The 16,646-nt window shown below is 55.6% G+C and carries 20 protein-coding genes and 4 pseudogenes; 12 read left to right on the top strand and 12 right to left on the bottom strand.

All coding sequences use genetic code 11. From position 1 onward, the window contains the following. Positions 1 to 407: 407 nt before the first annotated feature. Positions 408 to 1,196 carry a hypothetical protein gene (locus tag ACP96_RS18680; protein ID WP_154020453.1) on the bottom strand — a complete coding sequence of 263 codons (789 nt, stop codon included), beginning with the start codon at positions 1,194 to 1,196 and terminating at the stop codon, positions 408 to 410. A 334-nt stretch (positions 1,197 to 1,530) separates the two neighbouring features. Between ACP96_RS18680 and ACP96_RS18675 the strand changes: the two genes are divergently transcribed. From ACP96_RS18675 to queC, 5 genes are all read left to right on the top strand, one after another. Then, positions 1,531 to 1,995 (top strand): RipA family octameric membrane protein, encoded by a 465-nt coding sequence (locus tag ACP96_RS18675; RefSeq protein WP_154020452.1) that lies wholly within the window; start codon positions 1,531 to 1,533, stop codon positions 1,993 to 1,995. Between the two features lie 36 nt (positions 1,996 to 2,031). Beyond that, on the top strand, positions 2,032 to 2,211 hold the full coding sequence (locus ACP96_RS18670) for a hypothetical protein (protein ID WP_154020451.1): 180 nt from the start codon (positions 2,032 to 2,034) through the stop codon (positions 2,209 to 2,211). A 125-nt stretch (positions 2,212 to 2,336) separates the two neighbouring features. Then, a complete protein-coding gene (locus ACP96_RS10995; protein WP_050033345.1) occupies positions 2,337 to 2,798 on the top strand; it encodes a 6-pyruvoyl trahydropterin synthase family protein in 462 nt (153 codons plus the stop codon). Further along, positions 2,798 to 3,574: a 7-carboxy-7-deazaguanine synthase QueE gene (locus ACP96_RS10990; RefSeq protein ID WP_050033344.1), complete on the top strand. Its 777-nt coding sequence runs from the start codon at positions 2,798 to 2,800 to the stop codon at positions 3,572 to 3,574. The genes ACP96_RS10995 and ACP96_RS10990 overlap by 1 nt, the downstream gene beginning before the upstream one ends. A gap of 94 nt (positions 3,575 to 3,668) precedes the next feature. Further along, positions 3,669 to 4,358 (top strand): 7-cyano-7-deazaguanine synthase QueC, encoded by a 690-nt coding sequence (gene queC, locus ACP96_RS10985; RefSeq protein ID WP_050033343.1) that lies wholly within the window; start codon positions 3,669 to 3,671, stop codon positions 4,356 to 4,358. Positions 4,359 to 4,372: 14 nt separating this feature from the next. On the opposite strand, the gene ACP96_RS17735 is transcribed toward queC, so the two are convergent. Continuing rightward, positions 4,373 to 4,810, bottom strand: a complete 438-nt coding sequence (locus tag ACP96_RS17735; RefSeq protein WP_082222513.1) for a hypothetical protein — start codon at positions 4,808 to 4,810, stop codon at positions 4,373 to 4,375. Further along, positions 4,803 to 5,372: a DUF7342 family protein gene (locus ACP96_RS10980; RefSeq protein WP_050033342.1), complete on the bottom strand. Its 570-nt coding sequence runs from the start codon at positions 5,370 to 5,372 to the stop codon at positions 4,803 to 4,805. The genes ACP96_RS17735 and ACP96_RS10980 overlap by 8 nt, the downstream gene beginning before the upstream one ends. A 213-nt stretch (positions 5,373 to 5,585) precedes the next feature. Between ACP96_RS10980 and ACP96_RS10975 the strand changes: the two genes are divergently transcribed. After that, positions 5,586 to 5,942 carry a hypothetical protein gene (locus ACP96_RS10975; RefSeq protein WP_050033341.1) on the top strand — a complete coding sequence of 119 codons (357 nt, stop codon included), beginning with the start codon at positions 5,586 to 5,588 and terminating at the stop codon, positions 5,940 to 5,942. A gap of 203 nt (positions 5,943 to 6,145) precedes the next feature. On the opposite strand, the gene ACP96_RS19230 is transcribed toward ACP96_RS10975, so the two are convergent. Together ACP96_RS19230 and ACP96_RS10970 are read right to left on the bottom strand one after the other, a co-directional pair. Further along, positions 6,146 to 6,286 carry a hypothetical protein gene (locus ACP96_RS19230; RefSeq protein WP_202593943.1) on the bottom strand — a complete coding sequence of 47 codons (141 nt, stop codon included), beginning with the start codon at positions 6,284 to 6,286 and terminating at the stop codon, positions 6,146 to 6,148. Positions 6,287 to 6,311: 25 nt separating this feature from the next. Continuing rightward, the gene (locus tag ACP96_RS10970) at positions 6,312 to 6,800 is read right to left on the bottom strand and encodes a type II toxin-antitoxin system death-on-curing family toxin (RefSeq protein WP_050033340.1); all 489 of its coding nucleotides are present in this window, start codon (positions 6,798 to 6,800) and stop codon (positions 6,312 to 6,314) included. A 150-nt stretch (positions 6,801 to 6,950) separates the two neighbouring features. Between ACP96_RS10970 and ACP96_RS19895 the strand changes: the two are divergent. Continuing rightward, a pseudogene (locus ACP96_RS19895) lies at positions 6,951 to 7,082 on the top strand (hypothetical protein); the annotation flags it as partial. 88 nt (positions 7,083 to 7,170) lie between these two features. Here the strand turns inward: ACP96_RS19895 and ACP96_RS10965 are convergent. Then, positions 7,171 to 7,644 carry a hypothetical protein gene (locus ACP96_RS10965; RefSeq protein ID WP_050033339.1) on the bottom strand — a complete coding sequence of 158 codons (474 nt, stop codon included), beginning with the start codon at positions 7,642 to 7,644 and terminating at the stop codon, positions 7,171 to 7,173. Positions 7,645 to 7,744: 100 nt separating this feature from the next. On the opposite strand from ACP96_RS10965, the gene ACP96_RS10960 reads away from it, so the two are divergent. Then, a complete protein-coding gene (locus ACP96_RS10960) occupies positions 7,745 to 8,491 on the top strand; it encodes a hypothetical protein (RefSeq protein ID WP_050033338.1) in 747 nt (248 codons plus the stop codon). A 99-nt stretch (positions 8,492 to 8,590) separates the two neighbouring features. Here ACP96_RS10960 and ACP96_RS10955 read toward each other — a convergent pair whose 3' ends face one another. Continuing rightward, on the bottom strand, positions 8,591 to 8,968 hold the full coding sequence (locus tag ACP96_RS10955; RefSeq protein WP_050033337.1) for a YccF domain-containing protein: 378 nt from the start codon (positions 8,966 to 8,968) through the stop codon (positions 8,591 to 8,593). A 258-nt stretch (positions 8,969 to 9,226) separates the two neighbouring features. Then, positions 9,227 to 9,646, bottom strand: coding sequence for an amidohydrolase family protein (locus tag ACP96_RS17730; RefSeq protein WP_050033336.1), 420 nt, complete (start codon positions 9,644 to 9,646; stop codon positions 9,227 to 9,229). A gap of 30 nt (positions 9,647 to 9,676) precedes the next feature. On the opposite strand from ACP96_RS17730, the gene ACP96_RS19840 reads away from it, so the two are divergent. Continuing rightward, positions 9,677 to 9,961: an FAD-dependent oxidoreductase gene (locus tag ACP96_RS19840; RefSeq protein WP_154020450.1), complete on the top strand. Its 285-nt coding sequence runs from the start codon at positions 9,677 to 9,679 to the stop codon at positions 9,959 to 9,961. A 97-nt stretch (positions 9,962 to 10,058) separates the two neighbouring features. On the opposite strand, the gene ACP96_RS17725 is transcribed toward ACP96_RS19840, so the two are convergent. Then, entirely contained in the window at positions 10,059 to 10,703 is a 645-nt protein-coding gene (locus ACP96_RS17725; protein ID WP_082222512.1) for a ribonuclease HI family protein, read from the bottom strand. A gap of 285 nt (positions 10,704 to 10,988) precedes the next feature. On the opposite strand from ACP96_RS17725, the gene msrA reads away from it, so the two are divergent. Then, positions 10,989 to 11,612, top strand: a complete 624-nt coding sequence (msrA, locus tag ACP96_RS10945) for a peptide-methionine (S)-S-oxide reductase MsrA (RefSeq protein WP_050033335.1) — start codon at positions 10,989 to 10,991, stop codon at positions 11,610 to 11,612. 75 nt (positions 11,613 to 11,687) lie between these two features. Here msrA and ACP96_RS10940 read toward each other — a convergent pair whose 3' ends face one another. Then, entirely contained in the window at positions 11,688 to 12,755 is a 1,068-nt protein-coding gene (locus tag ACP96_RS10940) for a pyridoxal-phosphate dependent enzyme (RefSeq protein ID WP_050033334.1), read from the bottom strand. 339 nt (positions 12,756 to 13,094) lie between these two features. Between ACP96_RS10940 and ACP96_RS17720 the strand changes: the two are divergent. Together ACP96_RS17720 and ACP96_RS10935 are read left to right on the top strand one after the other, a co-directional pair. After that, a pseudogene (locus tag ACP96_RS17720) lies at positions 13,095 to 13,271 on the top strand (transketolase C-terminal domain-containing protein); the annotation flags it as partial. A 278-nt stretch (positions 13,272 to 13,549) separates the two neighbouring features. Next, a complete protein-coding gene (locus tag ACP96_RS10935; protein WP_082222510.1) occupies positions 13,550 to 13,993 on the top strand; it encodes an AAA family ATPase in 444 nt (147 codons plus the stop codon). A 68-nt stretch (positions 13,994 to 14,061) separates the two neighbouring features. Here ACP96_RS10935 and ACP96_RS10930 read toward each other — a convergent pair. After that, a pseudogene (locus tag ACP96_RS10930) lies at positions 14,062 to 15,260 on the bottom strand (Cdc6/Cdc18 family protein). A 195-nt stretch (positions 15,261 to 15,455) separates the two neighbouring features. After that, positions 15,456 to 16,631 (bottom strand): annotated as a pseudogene (locus tag ACP96_RS10925) (RNA-guided endonuclease InsQ/TnpB family protein); the annotation flags it as partial. Positions 16,632 to 16,646: the final 15 nt, after the last annotated feature.

Genomic DNA, 16,646 nt, shown 5'->3' with positions numbered 1-16,646 from the left:
CGAGACGAGTGTTGAATTCACAATCCCGACAGATGGGTTGCAGTTTGGTGAAACGCTTGCGTGGTACAACGATCGCATTTGATCACATCATCCATATGCTGTGGCCGTTGCAATGTTGGTTCCTAACTGTGTACGTATTCGAGACCAGAGTTTATCCATACGGCTACTGGCCATATTGGATACTCGATAGGTGATATTTTACCAAAGTTCAATCGACCAGTGTATGGAACTAACGTATCGACCACTCCGTGGACTTACCCATTATCTGTCAAGAACATCGTGCGAGATACAGAGGGGATAGATTAAGACATGCTGAGTATGTGGGCCGTGTTCGTCTTTTTTCAAGACAAGGATTGTGGTACTGGAGTAACTTATCGAAGGCCCTTTTTTGAGATGAGTGACCCGATCTACAATTTTCTACCTCGAACATAATCCTCCACATCTTTGAGGAGCCGACGTACATCATCCTCATCGGGATCTTCTTCATTTGCGTGGGCGCAGTCGGCCCGAATATCAGCAAGGTGTTGAAGGTGTTTCTCTACAGTCGAATCAATCTCATCGCCTTCGTAGAGTTTCTGGGCCAATGTCGAGGTTCCATCTCGATACGAGTAGTCGATGTCACTCGCTGCGTTCTCACACTTCATTAATAAGTATCGTTCTAAAGCCACACCGGCAACGACCCCACTTGCTCGAATTTCATCTTCTTGAAAAAGATATCTGGCCCGGTCCAACTCACTTTGAGAGACTTCCTTTGATACTTGTCTTCTCACCTTTAATTCCTCTATACGAACTCTTGACGGGATAGACCGGAGGATACTAAGCTGAGCATCGAAATTCTGGTTTTGGGCAATTAGGACCTCTTTTGCACCAGATGAAGGTTGTTCATTCAACCTGAGACGTTTTGTAAAGCCCTCATAATGATCTTTAAAATCCTCACTTCGGTCGGACATATATTCGAATATTAAAGTTGAAGCAGAATTATACCATCTCTCATACTTCCGTAGCGCTTTCCTCTGAATTTCTTCCAACTCATCAGATGGAGTTTCCCAAAACGGCCCAACTCTACTGTCAAAGGGACCACTGGTAGTATAGGTTCCAACCCGCTCGAAGAATTCAGTATACAATTCCTCGATCTCCTCTGCATCTTCTTCTAATTGGTCAACTTCCTCCTCAATCGCTTCCAGAGGGACGCTCATACAACAATACTCCTGGGCACTATTGTATAATTGTTAACGACGGAGTGGGTCATAATCTGGTGAGACAAAATGTAGGAGCAATATCGGCATTCAATCTCGATAGGGTGCGTCAGTCACAACGAGTCTAGAATTAATCCTTAATTTGTTATGAATTGCCAATCAAATTCATTTATTCAGTCGGCGGCAGTGATGAATATCGCGCTGTATCCCATACGGCTATCGGAACATCTGTTTGAGTTGGTATGGTTAGGATGGTCGGTATTGTAAAGATAGGTAGCAGATGAATGGGAAACCCTCACCAGCTTTAATATAATTTCCACTATGATTGATTTCTATGGACCAACCATCACGCGAGCTAGCATTATATCTTAAATCGTTGGATATACTTCAGAAGCAGAGAGAATTATATTGGGCTCGTGTATCTGCATTCTTAGTTCTTCAAGGTCTCTTATTTACGGCAGCATCATTAGCAAGACAGGATAGGCGCATAATTATATTTCTTGGAGTCTTCGGTGTCATATTTTCAGTAATATGGCTAATAGTCATGTACTATAGTGATGCAAATATTCAAAATTGGGAGTATGTCGTTTGCGAATTAGAATGGGATATTGCGGATCTAGATAAGCATAAACTACTTGAATTGAAAATTGATGCACCAGAACCTGACTCAAGAGTTCCTCTTCCCAACTTTCTAAAATCCAAGTCATTCATGATTGAACAATATATCCCAGTCCTCACGATGTTACTTTGGCTTTCAATCTCAACTTTCTATTCACTCATATTGATAGGATATATGTGAGAAAATTATATTTGTGTTTAATTCAATTCTGATCCTATGGTTACAAGAAAAGAAGCGGATCAAAAGGCTGAGTTGGTTAAACGAAAGCTGAGGAATGACCCAAACGACTCAGACGTTAAAGAAGCAAAGAAAACATTTAGACGGATCAAGCCGAGTTTAGATGAGGTCCAGGCAGAAACCTTAGAAAAATTGATTGAGAATGCTAAAGAAAGTTAGTAACTTAGACAAATGAATATGACTTATTGATGATGGGTTGCTTTGTTTGAGAGTCGATTGAAGTGTAGGGCCTGACAGAGCCGACGAAACTTAATGCTTATATCTACTCCTAGTACTCTTCGAGTATGTCCCAAAGCATACCCCAAGATGATTTGACATCAGTAGACTTGGCCGAAGCAGGCCAACGAACACTCCACATCGGAGCCGACAACCCCATCCGAATTAGCTCGGGCCATCGAATCCTCCATCATGACGGGAAGTGCTCGCGGCCACACGGCCACAACTACGAGATCACCGTGAAAGTGACCGGCGAACTCACCGAGGAGGGGTGGGTCGTCGACAAAGGCGACGTCACGGACGTCATCGACGCGTGGGACCACCGGTTCCTCGTCGAGGAAGGCGATCCACTCGTCGACGCCTTCGAAGCGTCAGGCGACGGCGACGCCCTCGTCGTCCTCGATCACCCACCAACGGCAGAGGTGATGAGTGTCCTCCTCGAACAACGCATGCTCGACGTGTTCCCGGACACCGTCTCGGACGTGTCGGTGTCGGTGAGCGAAACCGGCGAGCTCTGTGCGACCTACTGATGCCGGTCGCTAGCGATATCGAGGAGCCCACACCGGACGCTGACGCGGCTGGTGAGGGCCTCCCGATCAACGAGGTGTTCTACTCGCTCCAGGGCGAGGGAACGCTTGCTGGCGTCCCCTCGGTGTTTGTGCGGACCTCAGGCTGTAACCTGCGGTGTTGGTTCTGTGATTCGTACCATACGTCGTGGGAGCCGACTGGGGCGTGGCGCGACGTCGACACGATCGTGGAGGAAGTACAGTCCCACGAGCAGGCTGGCCATGTTGTGCTGACGGGCGGCGAGCCACTTATCCACGAGGAGTCAGTCGAGCTCCTCGAACGGCTCGACGCAGAGGGGTATCACACGACGGTGGAGACGAACGGGACGATCTACCGGGATGCCCCCATCGACCTCGCAAGCATCAGCCCGAAGCTGGCGAGCAGCACGCCGACGCCGGATCGGGACCCGAAGGGGGAGGGCGAATTCGAAGAGCAACACGAACAGAATCGGATCGATATGGATGCGCTCTCCCGCATGGTCGACGACTACGAGACGCAGCTCAAGTTCGTCGTGACCGACGAGTCGGACCTCCCAGAGATCACGGATCTGGTTGACCGGGTGCGAGAAGCGACGGCGACGACCGTCGGAGATGATGACGTGTTGTTGATGCCAGAGGGCATGACGCGCGAGCAACTCGACGGGACGCGAAGCGAGGTCGCCGAACTGGCGATGGAGTACGGCTACCGGTACACGCCGCGACTTCACGTGGACCTGTGGAACGACGCACCGGGAACATGAGCGTCGCCCAGAGACAGCCTGGTCGAGATCGTGTGGTGCCGCGAGTGCGGTGTGGCGAACTGACGAGTAATCGATTCGACGAAACTGAGCAAACATGAGCAACAAAAGCGCGGTCATTCTGGTGTCCGGCGGGATGGATAGTGCGACGGCTGTCTACGAGGCGATGGAGCAAGGGTACGAGCCGTACTTCCTCCATACGTCGTACGGACAGCGCACGGAAGACAAAGAGTACGAGTGCGCACAGGCGCTTGCTGAGGAGGTTGATGCGGCTGACTTTCTCCATATCGAGACGGGACATCTCTCGCAGATCGGGGCATCGAGTCTGACGGACGAAGAGATGGATGTGGCTGACGCGGATATGGAGAGTGACGAGATTCCGACGTCGTACGTCCCGTTCCGGAACGCGAACCTGTTGTCGATGGCGACGTCGTACGCGGAGGCGACTGAGTCGGAGGCGCTGTTTATCGGGGCGCACTCGGAGGACTTCTCCGGGTATCCCGACTGTCGCCCCGCCTTCTTCGACGCCTTTCAGAACGTGATCGATGTCGGTACGAAACCGGAGACGGAGATTGAGCTGAAAGCGCCGTTCGTTGAGTGGTCGAAAACGGAGATCGCCGAGCGTGGGTTGGAGCTCGGGGTGCCGTACGAGCTGACGTGGTCGTGTTACCGCGATGAGGAGCCGGCGTGCGGGACGTGTGACGCGTGTGCCTTCCGGCTTGAAGCGTTCCGGAACGCTGGGTCACGCGATCTGATCGGGTATGCTGAGCGGCCGGAGTTTTCGTAACTCACGAGGCGATTTTACTCGTCCCAGAATGCCTCGATCCGTTCGTCAAGACGAGCGAGCACGGTGGCGAGTACGTCTCGCCATTCGGGTGGATACTCAGCATCGTCGCCTGGTGTTGATGCATCCGGAGGCGGGTGGAAGTGCTCGCGGGTGTTGTGATCGTTGGGGTGGCGATCCCATCGACACTCCCACGAATTGCTCGTCTGATACTGCTCGGCGTAATGGATGCTGAAGTCGTCGGTCTCGAACCATCGGATCCGAAGCGACGCGCGCGTGACCCCGCTGGGGAAGTACCCGAGGTCGTAGTCAGCAACGACAGCGTTTGGCGCATACGCAGGCCGTGCGTGGACACCATCGAATCGAGCGCTTCGGAGGAGGTGAGCGGCGATCCGGTCGAGAACTCCAGCATCGATCGGGCCGGTACTGGGTGGGTCGCCCGACTGATCAGGCATCGATGTGACTGGGAGTGCTACCAGAGGCAGGGTGGTCACGTCTCGCCGCGTCGAGGAGCGCTGCTCGCTGTTCGAGTGTCTCCCACTCAGAGAGCGCCTCCCACGCGTCTTCAGTTGCCATGTCTCTGCTGGCTTCAACCAGAGAGATCTCGTTCGGATCGTCTGCGTCAAATTGCGCTCTGTACGCTTCGATTTTGTCGAGTGTGTCTGCAAGCGCGTCGACGAGTTCCTGATCGGAGTATTCGTCGCGGATACGGTCAATGCGTCGCCACTGAAAATACGCGTTGTTGCGCTCGTACCGGACGGGACGACCGTCGTGGCGGTGAACCATGCCCATCTCGTCGAACCACGCGAGATAGTCTCGGGCAGTCTCGGTACCGCAGTCAGCGAGATCAGCGATGTTGGAGACCTTCGTGGGGGTTCGAAGCCCAGTGATGACATCAAGGAGCCGTTCGCGGATCGGTCCGTCTTTGAGAAGCGTCTCGGGTGACTCAAGTTCGGTGAGGTCCGGCGGAGGCTCCTCACCGTCGTACGCTTCCTCAGGGATGTCGGTAAGGTCCATTCGTGTCGCCTCGTTACTACGGCGTTAGGTATAGGGCGGTATATATCTGTGGTCTACAGAATTAATTCTGTTTCACTTTAATTCCGACAACGAAACACCCGATTCGTTGCCGCAATGCGGTTTCAAACTGGTGAGCATGGCCCGTAGAAAGACATATCACCGCCTCATTCACCACAACGTTAATGTCCATAAAGCATATATTCGTAAGTAGTTATGCTCAAAGGGCATTTTGGGTCAGCAGGGGCGAGTATCGAATTCGGGGCTGCTGACTGCCTGTTCCCGGTTGAGGAACTAGATGCGACCGTCCACCAGTATCGGGATGCCCAACTCGCGCTCGACGATGTCGACGGGGCAAGCGTGATCGTTGTCGCTCCGACAAGCCTCGCCACCAGTCATCTCCTCACCGGTCACGCGATCACGGCGATCCCCGTTGAGAGTCTCCCGTCTGCGGTTCAGACCCAAATCACAGACACGATCGACGCCCCGATTGAGACGTTTGAGCTCATCCAAATCGGCAAGTGGAACAGTAGCAGTTCGAACCACTCACTGGCCGAGTTCGCCGACGCCTGAACGTCGATCTGTCCACGTATCGGAGCGACCCAATCCACCCACAACACAACAGCCATGACTGAATACCGGCCGTCTTCTGTGACAGCAAGCACCTATCGGTATGGAAGTAGATGAAGCTGGATACGATTCTGATTTTCTCTGGAACACGATGTCCAAATGGCAGACGTACACTTTCTCCTGTGGCGGGTACGATACAGTCCCGGTTACTCGTCTTCGAGAGCGTCGTAGATGTCTCGGTTCGTCTCTCGATCGTCCGCCGCGACCCGCCGAACCAGTTCCCGCCGGATATCCTCCATCACGTCGTCAAGCGGGGAGGTCGTTTCTGCGCCTTCTTCGGTGGCCATACCTAAACGGACGCTTCGAACGCCGTTAATCGTTCGGGTCCGAAGAATCGCCGGTCAACTGATCTAGCCCGTACTTGACGAGGTCGTCTCGCCATTCGTCGATCTCACCGGCCAGGTCCAGCTCTTCGGTGTGGGATCGGAGATACTCGGTGGTGTCTTCCTCATCCACCGCCGCTTCGTCGGTTCCGAACTCTTTCAGAATCGCCCTCACTTCGTCGTCGTACTCGAACCGATACCCGTTGAGGAAGTAGAAGACGACCGTCACGTTGAGTGCAGTTCGTTTGTTCGCATCGACGAAGGGATGATTGGCGACGAGGAGCCGGAGGAGGTGATACGCCTTCTCGTGGATGGTGTCCGGTGCGGAGCCGAAGCTGCCCTCTTCGATGTAATTCAACGCGAATTCGATGTCACCACGGTTCCGAACACCGGCGGGAGTGTCGGGGTACTCCGCGACGAGGTCATCGTGGATGGCGACGACGTCTTCGACGGACGGGTACCACAACGAGTCGGCCATTCGCTCCAACCTCGATACTGCACCAGTGTAGATGTTGCTATGGATGAGCCGAGTGAGCGATGTCAGAGATCATCGTCTTCAGGACGCCGATTTCGACCGCCTCACGCCTGAAAGGTCGGAGCGTTCAACAGTCGAACCAGCGCCCGTCGTGTCGATGATGTCCTTGATGCCGCTATCCTCGCGTTGACAGCACGCGAATTAGCCGGCTCCTACTCAACGCTCCCAAATGACGCCTATCCTTCCTGTGCCCTTCGATTGTCTATCCAGACACCTGACCCGTGACAGAGGTAATACCAGTCGAGTGATTGGAACTCCTGTCTGCTGATCGCTACTGACTGTCGCCGATCCCCTCCACCGCAGACGATCCCCGTTACGCTTCTTTTTCGTCGATTCGGAACGTTACACGAACCGGCTCTGGAAGAGGTGGTCGCGGAGCCGTCTCATGCCGCTCAATCTTTTCGGGCTTCCGAGTTTTTTGGTGTACCGCTCGCGCTATCGGGACACCCTTGAGGTAATTGAAATCACCGAGGATGTCAGCACCACGCTCGGTGAAGCCGTAGAATTTCCACGGCAACCCGCGCGTGTCCTTGTTCGGGGGATAGTCGTAGATTGTAAGCACCTCTGCTTCAACGAGGACCTCCAGTTGCTCTTGGACGGTCTTTCTCGATTTGTTCGGGATGAAGTGGTTAATCTCATCCGCTGACGCGAGGACTGCTGGATGCCCCAAGAGTGTCTGAATGATGCTGTGTCGGGTCTCCTGTGACAGCAACTCCATCAACTCACGCTGCCGTTCGAGGGGATTTTCCTCTCTGTCAGCGTTGGAGTGTGGGGAGATCTCGGCCATTGTATCAAAACCTACAGTGGCAGTCCGCATAAGTATATGGGATTGACTCATCTAAGTTGGACCAGTATGGTTATAAGATAATATTACCATAATGGTTGATATGGAGAAGATACCAAAGAGCACAAAGGAACTCACGGACTTCATCCTCGACGATGTTCTCTACGGGTTGGAACTTGACCCAGTCGATAGTGAGCGGCTCCTCTCGTATATGAGAGACCGTCACGAACACCTATTCGGACCACATTCGACGTATTTCGTTCTGGGAAGCTACGAATCTCCATTTAAGCACCGGCTTGATGAAGCGCTTGACGTGCTGAACCACCGGCACGATGCCTACGCGTACCTCCTTGCCACGCAACCCGACCTCTGTGTGTCGGATAATATTCCGGATCTCAAAGTGAAGTTCTTTCTCCACGCCCTCTACGCAGATGCGATTCCGCTTATCCTCGAACACGATACTGGTGGTGCAGTCGCCGAGTTTGGGCGTGTTGAACGCCCGACACTGCTTGACCGCACGTATCTCTTCCCTCGGGCACGGGAGGAACGCTACGACGACGAGTCTCTACTCACAACACAAGACGCGATCCGTGCTCGGGCCATCGAACTAGCGTACCATGCTGATGATCTTGACGAGAGATTTGCTGCGCTCGCTGAACGCGCTCGTGACCAAGGACTGGACATTTCGACACAGGAGCTTGGCTCGTACGTGGACTCCGAACTTGGCGGCCGTACGCCATCATATAGCGGCGTGGTGACCGATTCCCTTGTCCATCTTGAATCACTGAACCAGTGCTTTTCGTGGACGACGACGGAAGAACTCGAAGAACAGCTGTCACACGTTCCGTAACGATCATCAAAGCAGAAGCAGTCGCTACGATGAACGAAGAATATAGCGTTGATCTTGAGTTCGTTTGGGACATCGCTGACCGGGCAGTGACCGCTAGAATCATCCGTGAAACCGATACAGCGACGTGACGTATGGCAGCCGGTTGAGCATCCAGATTGCAACTGGAAGCCCCACGACCGTCATTGCGAGGAACGACGCCACGTTCGCCCACAGCAGGCTCAGCCACCAGCCGACGAAGGCAAAGTAGATCGCTCGGACGGGGAGCGAGTGTTGCCCCCGTGCTGATTCAGGCTCTGAAAGCGATCGGGGCTCCGCGAGCGTGAGCACCGTCGGCACGAGGTTGATCAGCTTGATGCCGATTGGGAGCAGGACCACCGTGACGTTGAGTAGCCACGCAGTGTTGACGACGATCGGTGTTGCCCACCAGCCGATGAACACGAACCATAGCACGCGCGCGGGGAGGGATCGTTGTGTCATTCCGGAAGTTAGATTCCCAAACGGTAAATCCGTATCGTCGATCCCGGCGGTCCTCAGCTCACTCGGACGGAGACGACTACAAACACGGTTTGAGTCGGTTATTCCCAGCAAAAACGGCCTTGACTAGGCCGGATCTTCGTACGCGATGTTGCCGTCAACGACCGTGATATCGACGTCGATGGCCGCGATCGACTCCGGTTCCGCGAACGGGTCCGCGTCAAGGACGACCGCATCGGCGAGCTTGTCGGGTTCGAGTGTTCACTTCTCGTCTTCGGTGAACTCTGCGTACGCCGCGTCTCGCGTGTATGCTGCGATCGCCTCGTCAACGGAGAGGCGCTGGGCGTCGTGTGGCGCATTGACCGCGTGGTGGATACCGTGGAGCGGTCCAATCGGCATCGTGTCACTGCCGAACGCGAGCGATACGCCGGCGTCACAGACGCTCCGAAAGCGGTTATTGGCACCGCGGGCCTCGTCACCGAGGACAGTCTCGTAGATCCCTCCCTCGCCGGCCCATTGGAGGAAATTCGGCTGCATGCTCGCGACGATTCCGAGTTCGGCCATTCGGTCAATCGCCTCATCGGTAGCCAGTTCAAGGTGTTCGACGCGGAGTCTCGGGTCCGGTACCCGATAGTCATCAAGCACCGCCTCGTAGCAGTCGAGCACGGTGTCGATCGCCACGTCACCGGCCTTATTCCGCGATTTCTCCGAATGGATGGTGCGCTCCGCGTAGTTGACGGCTGGGCGGGGATCGACGGGGCAACCCCTGACACGCGGCCGATAATCGACTCGCCGGGGGACGCCCCTGACGGACTTGTTATCGCTGCCGGATTCCACGGACGCGGTGTGATGTCAGCTCCCGTCGCCAGGCGACTCATTCGGAGTCTTGTGGCCGCAGAGGACTCTCCATTACCCTCCGAGCCATTCTCACTCGATCGGTTCAGCTCTCGCAGCCCAGATTTTGAGTTCATGAGCATCAGTGCAGGTGGAGACTGACGAACAACTAGTCAGGCAGCACATTCTGAACCAGATCACCTGCTGACGATTTCATTAGGGCATCGCCTACGATCATCGAAAATAATTCGATCTACACTCACGGACCAAGCGCCGCGATGTCAGACCCAACCGCAGCGCGAGCGTCTGCCGGGTTCGGATCACTGTCAGCCAGGTGCGTCCACTCGCACACGGGGAGTGCTGCAATTCGCTCCTGAATAGTTGGCCGATATGGTGCAGCTGACGCAAGGCCGGAACTGTCCCCCCAGATGTCGTCAATCACGGTCCTCGAATCGATACGGATCTCCACAGTATCTGGGTCACAACGCGCAGCCAATACCTCAAGCCCGAGGTGAAGCGCAGCGTATTCTGCGGTGTTATTCTCCGATCGAGCACCGACCGGTCGCCCGAGCTGTACGACTGGCCCGTCATGAACCTGAATCACGGCACCGGCACCAGCTGGACCGGGATTCCCACGGGAACTTCCGTCGACGTAGAGGACAATATCGATGTCGGCTGAATCCCATCGACAGTTCCCGGCATCCGGCGAACCAGCAGCGAGAACCTCCTCGACGGCGGTTCGTATTTCGCCATCGGTCGTCTCTGGACTGAACAACCCCCCGTATCCGGCCACGGCTGCGTCGATGGCCTCGATAGCAGGGCCGATCTCGTAGCCGTATAACGCGAGTACGTCGTCGACTCGACTGGCTAGCGGCGAGAGCCTGTCTGTGGGGAGTTGATCCATGTTAGTCGGCTGTAGCGCACCGTGCTTCGTGTCGATCCATCACTGTTACTTCGGTTGGAGTACATAAATATACGAGGACGCGCCGTTCGAGAACGGATACTCCGACTAGTCCGCACCGTAAGCGAGAACAGGAGTACTACGCATACAGACTGAAGAGATTGTCAACTCACAATGGACAACATCCGGCGACCGACACTCAGCATATACGTCTGCGAGCCTAACAGATGGTAGATGCGGTGGGACCCACGAACCGCACTTCGGCGACTCTCGAGGCTGGTGACCCCAATGACGCTTACACAAACACAGATACGCGAGTATGATCGTCGTGCGATGGACAGCGAGGAGACAGACACGGCGACCTTCGGGATCGGATGTTTCTGGGGGCCGGATGCCCAGTTTGGTGCGATAGACGGCGTTGTTCGCACCCGTGTTGGATACGCTGGCGGGACAAAACTCGATCCGACATACCACTCATTAGGTGACCATACGGAAGTCTTCCAAGTCGAGTTCGATCCTGACACGATCGCGTACCGAGATCTTCTGGAGATGGTGTTTGAGTCACACAACCCACAACGCCAGACCAGGAAGACACAATATCAGAATATCGTGTTCGCTGCGACGGAAGACCAACGAGCGGACCTCGACGAGTTTCTCACTACAAGAGGACTTACTGCCGATGGGATCGAAACGCGAATTGAACAGCTCTCACGCTTCTACCGCGCAGAAGACTACCACCAAAAGTACAAGCTCCGTTCAGTCTCCTCGTTTATCGACGCGTTTGAAGCGGCCGGATACGGCGACGAAGAATTGCGTGAGTCGCCGATCGCTGCCAAGCTGAACGGATACGCCGCCGGACACGATGTTGCTGTTGCCGAGGAGCTTCCGACACCCGAGCACGGGATGGCATAGACATCCTCCCTGAACTGTTTCCTTGCGGTCGATCATCCAGTAGACGAGGGATATACCTCTGCGTCACTCGCGGTGTCACGAACCAGCGAGGAGTGAGGCGAGGCGCTCTGGAAGGGCCATCCGGCTTGTCTGCTTGGTCGCAACCGATGCGTCTCCGGAGCCAAGCTCTTTGAATCCGGTCCCAGTGGGAATAAGGACAACATCCTCGTCAGCGCCGATTTCACCACGTTCCGACAGCCGTGTCGCACCCACGAGTGATGTCGCCGACGCCGGTTCAACACAAAACCCGCCGTCGACAGCAAACTGTCGCTGCGCCACCCGAATTTCCTCATCGCGTACCGAAACGACCGCGCCACCCGTGTCACGGACCGCTGCAAGCGCACGACCGCCGCTCGGCGGGTTGGGATTTCCAATTGAGTGTGCAATCGTCTCGCCGACCTCATCATCCTCGAGCGGCGTCGGATCGACTTCACCGGCATCAAACGCTCGGGTCAACGGATCGGACACAGCAGTTTGAACGAGGTACAGTCGCGGCGGTTCGTCCAACAATCCTGCTGCTTCGAGATCACGAATCCCACGCCAGATCCCCGAAGCGAACCCTCCGGAACTCGTTGGCAACACGATCGCGTCGGGCACGTCAGGCGCGAACGCCTCACAGATCTCGAAGAGTGCAGTCTTGTACCCGCTGATCCGAGCCGGCGCGTCACTCACGAGGATCGCGATCGGGAGCTCTGTCGACAGTGTGAGCGCATCGCCATAGAGGGCTCCATAATCGCCGTCAACTCGCATGATTGTCGGTTCATACTGGCCGATGAGCTCCAGCCTGACTGACGAGATCACGTCGGGAACGAGCACGACACACTCGCGGTCCAGACTGGCTGCATGTGCAGCGGTGCTCATCGCCATGTTGCCGTACGAGACAGTGCCGACAGCGCCACCACTCGTGGCAATCGCATGCGGGACCGCCACGGCACTGCCCCGGTCTTTGTACGCGCCGGTTGGGTGTTCCCCTTCGTCTTTGACGTACACCTGACAGCCCGCGACGGCGTCGAGTCCCTCGCTTCTGACGAGCGGGGTTCCACCTGCGGCGCGGGCGATCCCCTTTGGTCGGTCGATCGGCAGGAGCGGCTCATAGCGCCACATTCCGTCATAGTCTCGACACTCGTCCCAATCGAACGCAATCGTGTCAGTTTCAAACCAGACCGGTTCCCCACACGTACAGCGCACCCGAGTTGCGTCCTCGTACTGTTCCCCACACCGGTAGCACCGCGATGCAGTAGTCATGGCGCGTCCTGAGAGGCCCGACGACGTATACTCACCGACCGTGCGATCACCTCATTCCTGAGGTCGGTCCAGACAGAACGCGATCAACGCAGGGAGATCCGGCTATTGACTGACTGGCGCCCAGTCTCGTCTTCGGATCAAGCGCAGTGGTTCTGTGCTCGGAGCGCAGCAACGCCGATACTGATCGGCGTGCTTCCAAATATGACTGTGGTTACACTTAGACTGCATGTACATCGCGCACTCGATGCGGCGAAATCGCTTGCAGCGGAGGGTATCGACCTGAAAGTCATCGATCTTCGGACGCTGGTTCCACTGGACACCGACACGATCGTTGAGTCGGTGCGAAAGACTGGACGGCTCGTCGTCGTCGACGAGTGATTTCACCGCCCTAGAGCCGCTTCTCGGTTCTCTCTTTGTGACCGGCGGCGACGTCCATCACCGAGCCAAGCGCTAGTCTACCTTCATGGCGATGGGTGGTCTCTGGTGTGGCACGCCCCTGGCAGTTTCTGGAGGGGCGCGTAGCCCGACCGAGATGGCGAGAGGTATCGACGCTGTTCGCACCCACAGAGGGAATTCGGTAAAGAAATCACAATTTCAGAAACTGTAGTTTCCAAAATCGAGAATTCTATTTAGATGGGAGTTGAACGGGTGGTATAGAGCAATTCGTTGATCGAGATGTGGAATTCGATCAGCTCACGGACTGCTACGAATCCAAGACGGCGGATTTCATCGTAATCTATGGTCGTCGCCGCCTCGGGAAGAGCGAGTTCATCAGACAATCTATCGCTGATCGGGACGATTCGGTGTACTACCAAGCAGTGGAGTCCACAGCACAAAATCAGCGTGAACAGTTCGTGGAGACTGCCACCGCACAGTTCCCGTCGCTACAGAATGTCCGTCGTGACTGGGAGGCACTCCTCGCAGCGCTGGGAGAGGAGGACGCCATCGTCATCATTGATGAGTTCCCCTTCCTCATTGATCTCATCACCGCGAAGGAGCTCCGCGAGGAGGCAGACGACCATCTCGAGAAGCTTCGTGACGCGCTGGACGTCGGCGACGGTGACATCATCGAGATCGACGGTGAGACGCCGAGCTAGAGCGCGCCGAGTGACGGTCGGACACACGTTCCGGCATTCACCATCAGCGCTCGCACAAGAAAGCCAGTTCACGCCGACTTACACGCCTCAACGACAAGTTCGGGGGCATCAACCAGTTGATTCACTGTATGCGCACCCTTCCCTTTCCCTCGGCCCTTCCGATTCTGTTCGATCAGCGAGAGAAACGCAAGTTCGGAGAGGAGGTCGCGGACGCGACGGATTTTGAGCGGATCGGTTCCTTCGCGTTCACACACACAACCTCGTAGGCCGAGTACACCTGCTTTGAGGGGATCATAGCATCTGTATCGGTTGACTGCTGCATCTGGAGTGCGAGCCCCTGAAGGAGATATTTCGAGTGCTCGGGTTGCTTTCCAATTAGTTCGGCGAGTCGCGCCTCTTCTTCACGCTCGTGTGCTTCATCAACGTACTCAACGCGGACGCGGTCGTCGTCGTGTTCGTCGGCGATCTCGCCAGAATATCTGAGAATATCAATCGCCTTCCGAGCGTCTCCATGTTCTTTCGCCGCGAGTGCTGCGACCTTCGGAATCACGTCGTCATCAAGGACGCCCTCTCGAAACGCATCTGCCCGTGAGTTGAGGATTGCACGCAGTTGATTTGCGTCATAGGGCGGGAACACGAAGTCACGCTCGGAGAGACTTGATTTGACGCGCTCATTGAGTGTTTCCTTGTAGCGAATCTTGTTGCTGATCCCGATTATACCGAGTGTACTGTCTTCTACCTTTCCGGCTTCCGCCGCTCGTGAGAGTTGCATGAGAACGTTGTCGTCTTCGAGTTTGTCGATCTCGTCTAAAATGATGATGCCAACGTCGAGGCGTACATCGAGTATCTTCCAGAGCCGCCGATAATAATCAGACGTGGAAACGCCAGACGCTGGAACTTTCACACCCGTCACGTCGGGCTCGTTGAACGATTCAGCGATCGTCCGGACAGCCTGCGTTTCTGTTGAGTCCTGAAAACAGTCGATGTATGCGACATCAACGCGGACATCATTCTCAGCGGCAGCCTCAGTGAGATCCTGTGTGATGTACTTCGAGCAGAGGCTCTTGCCTGTTCCCGTCTTTCCATAGATCAACACGTTGTTCGGCGTCCCGCCTCGCTGGGCGTCTTTAATCGCGTTCGCGAGGTTTGTGAACTCCTCGTCACGGCCGATGATCCGATCACCCTCTGGAAGGTGACTCACACGAAGGAGTTCCTTATCAGCAAAAATGGGGTCGGGATCCCCGAAGAATGACTCCGTATCGCTCATGCAGGGTCGCACTCACCCGACCCATATCGATCTACTCACCGCCTTGCCGCTGTAAATAGGTGTCTGTATTAGTCGACCCGTCTAATCGGGGTTGAAACCCGGATTTTCCTGCGTTTTGAGATTCACAGTCTCTTGACATCCTCCCGCGCCTGAAGACGCGGGAATCCCACGGCACCGCACCGCTGAGTTGGGATATTACGGTTCGCGGTTCACGACCTGTTCTCGCGGGGCGAAACTGCCCTCGCTACGGTCGAACAGGCGAACCCCTGGCTGTGCCAACCAGCCGTTATCCCTATCACCGCCGTCCGTGGCGAGACTCGGGAGTACCTTTTGTCGAATGTTCTCCGCACCATTCACGTCCGCGTTCGCAACCGTGTCGCACTCCTCGCACACGTACAGTCCACGCTCCACACGCTGGTTGTCATCCATGTGACCACATGCTGAACACGACTTCGATGTATCGCGTTCCGACACCAACTCCACGTCGATGCCCTCGGCTTCCGCCTTGTAGTCGAGTAGCGTCGCGAACCGATCGAACGCCCACCCGTGCAAGTCCAAGTTCCCGTGGTCGCCCCAGTTCCGAGCTTCGCCGTTCTCGTCGTCCTCTCGAATGCCACCGAGGTCGCCAACGACAAGCGTACCAACATCTCGTTCGACGCACCCCTCTACAATCGCTTTCGAGAGTGTGTGCAAGAAGTGTGTCCGGCGAGCGGTGCGTTTTCGGTCAAGACGCTTCGCTTCGCGTGAAGCCGAATCGTCCGTCTCGGCACGCTTCTTCGTGAGATAGTATTCGTCCTCTTTGAGTGCGCCACCGGGATACAACACCGACTCGCCACCAAAGGAGACAGCGGCGAAGTTACAGATCCCGAGGTCAACACCGGCCACCTCGTCGCCCGGTGGTTCCGGGTCAATAGTGGTTCGACAGACGAATTGTAACCGCCACTCGTCACGCTTGTATACCGCACGAACCTGTTGAATGTCCCACTCGGTCAGGTCAACATCAGGGCGAGCCTGGTACACACACAGGATGAAGTCTGACCGGTGTTCTTTGAGGTTTCGGCCTTTCGAGAGGCGAACGCGGGTGAACTGTGCGTCGTGCTTGAAGCCAGCCGCTTTGAACGACACGGTTGAACGCGGGTGGGAGTCTCTATTTTTGCGGTAGCCGGGCGGTCGGGCGCGGTCATCGCCGTTCCGACGCTTGCCGAACCAGCCGTTGAACGCTTCAGCGAGTTCTTCGAGAACGCGCTGACTGGATTGAGAATGCAAGTCCGTGTAGCGTTCGTGGCGTTTGAGTTCGGCTTTGAGTTCCCCATCATCGGGAATTTCGCCCGTTTCGTCCCACTGTTCTTGTGCGTAGTAGCGACCGACGTTATTTTTTGTTTATTA

Origin of the sequence: Halorubrum halophilum (genome assembly GCF_000739595.1) — an archaeon.
Lineage (GTDB): Archaea > Halobacteriota > Halobacteria > Halobacteriales > Haloferacaceae > Halorubrum > Halorubrum halophilum.
The sequence above is the reverse complement of the archived record's forward strand: the minus strand, read 5'-3'. Positions and strand labels throughout refer to the sequence as shown.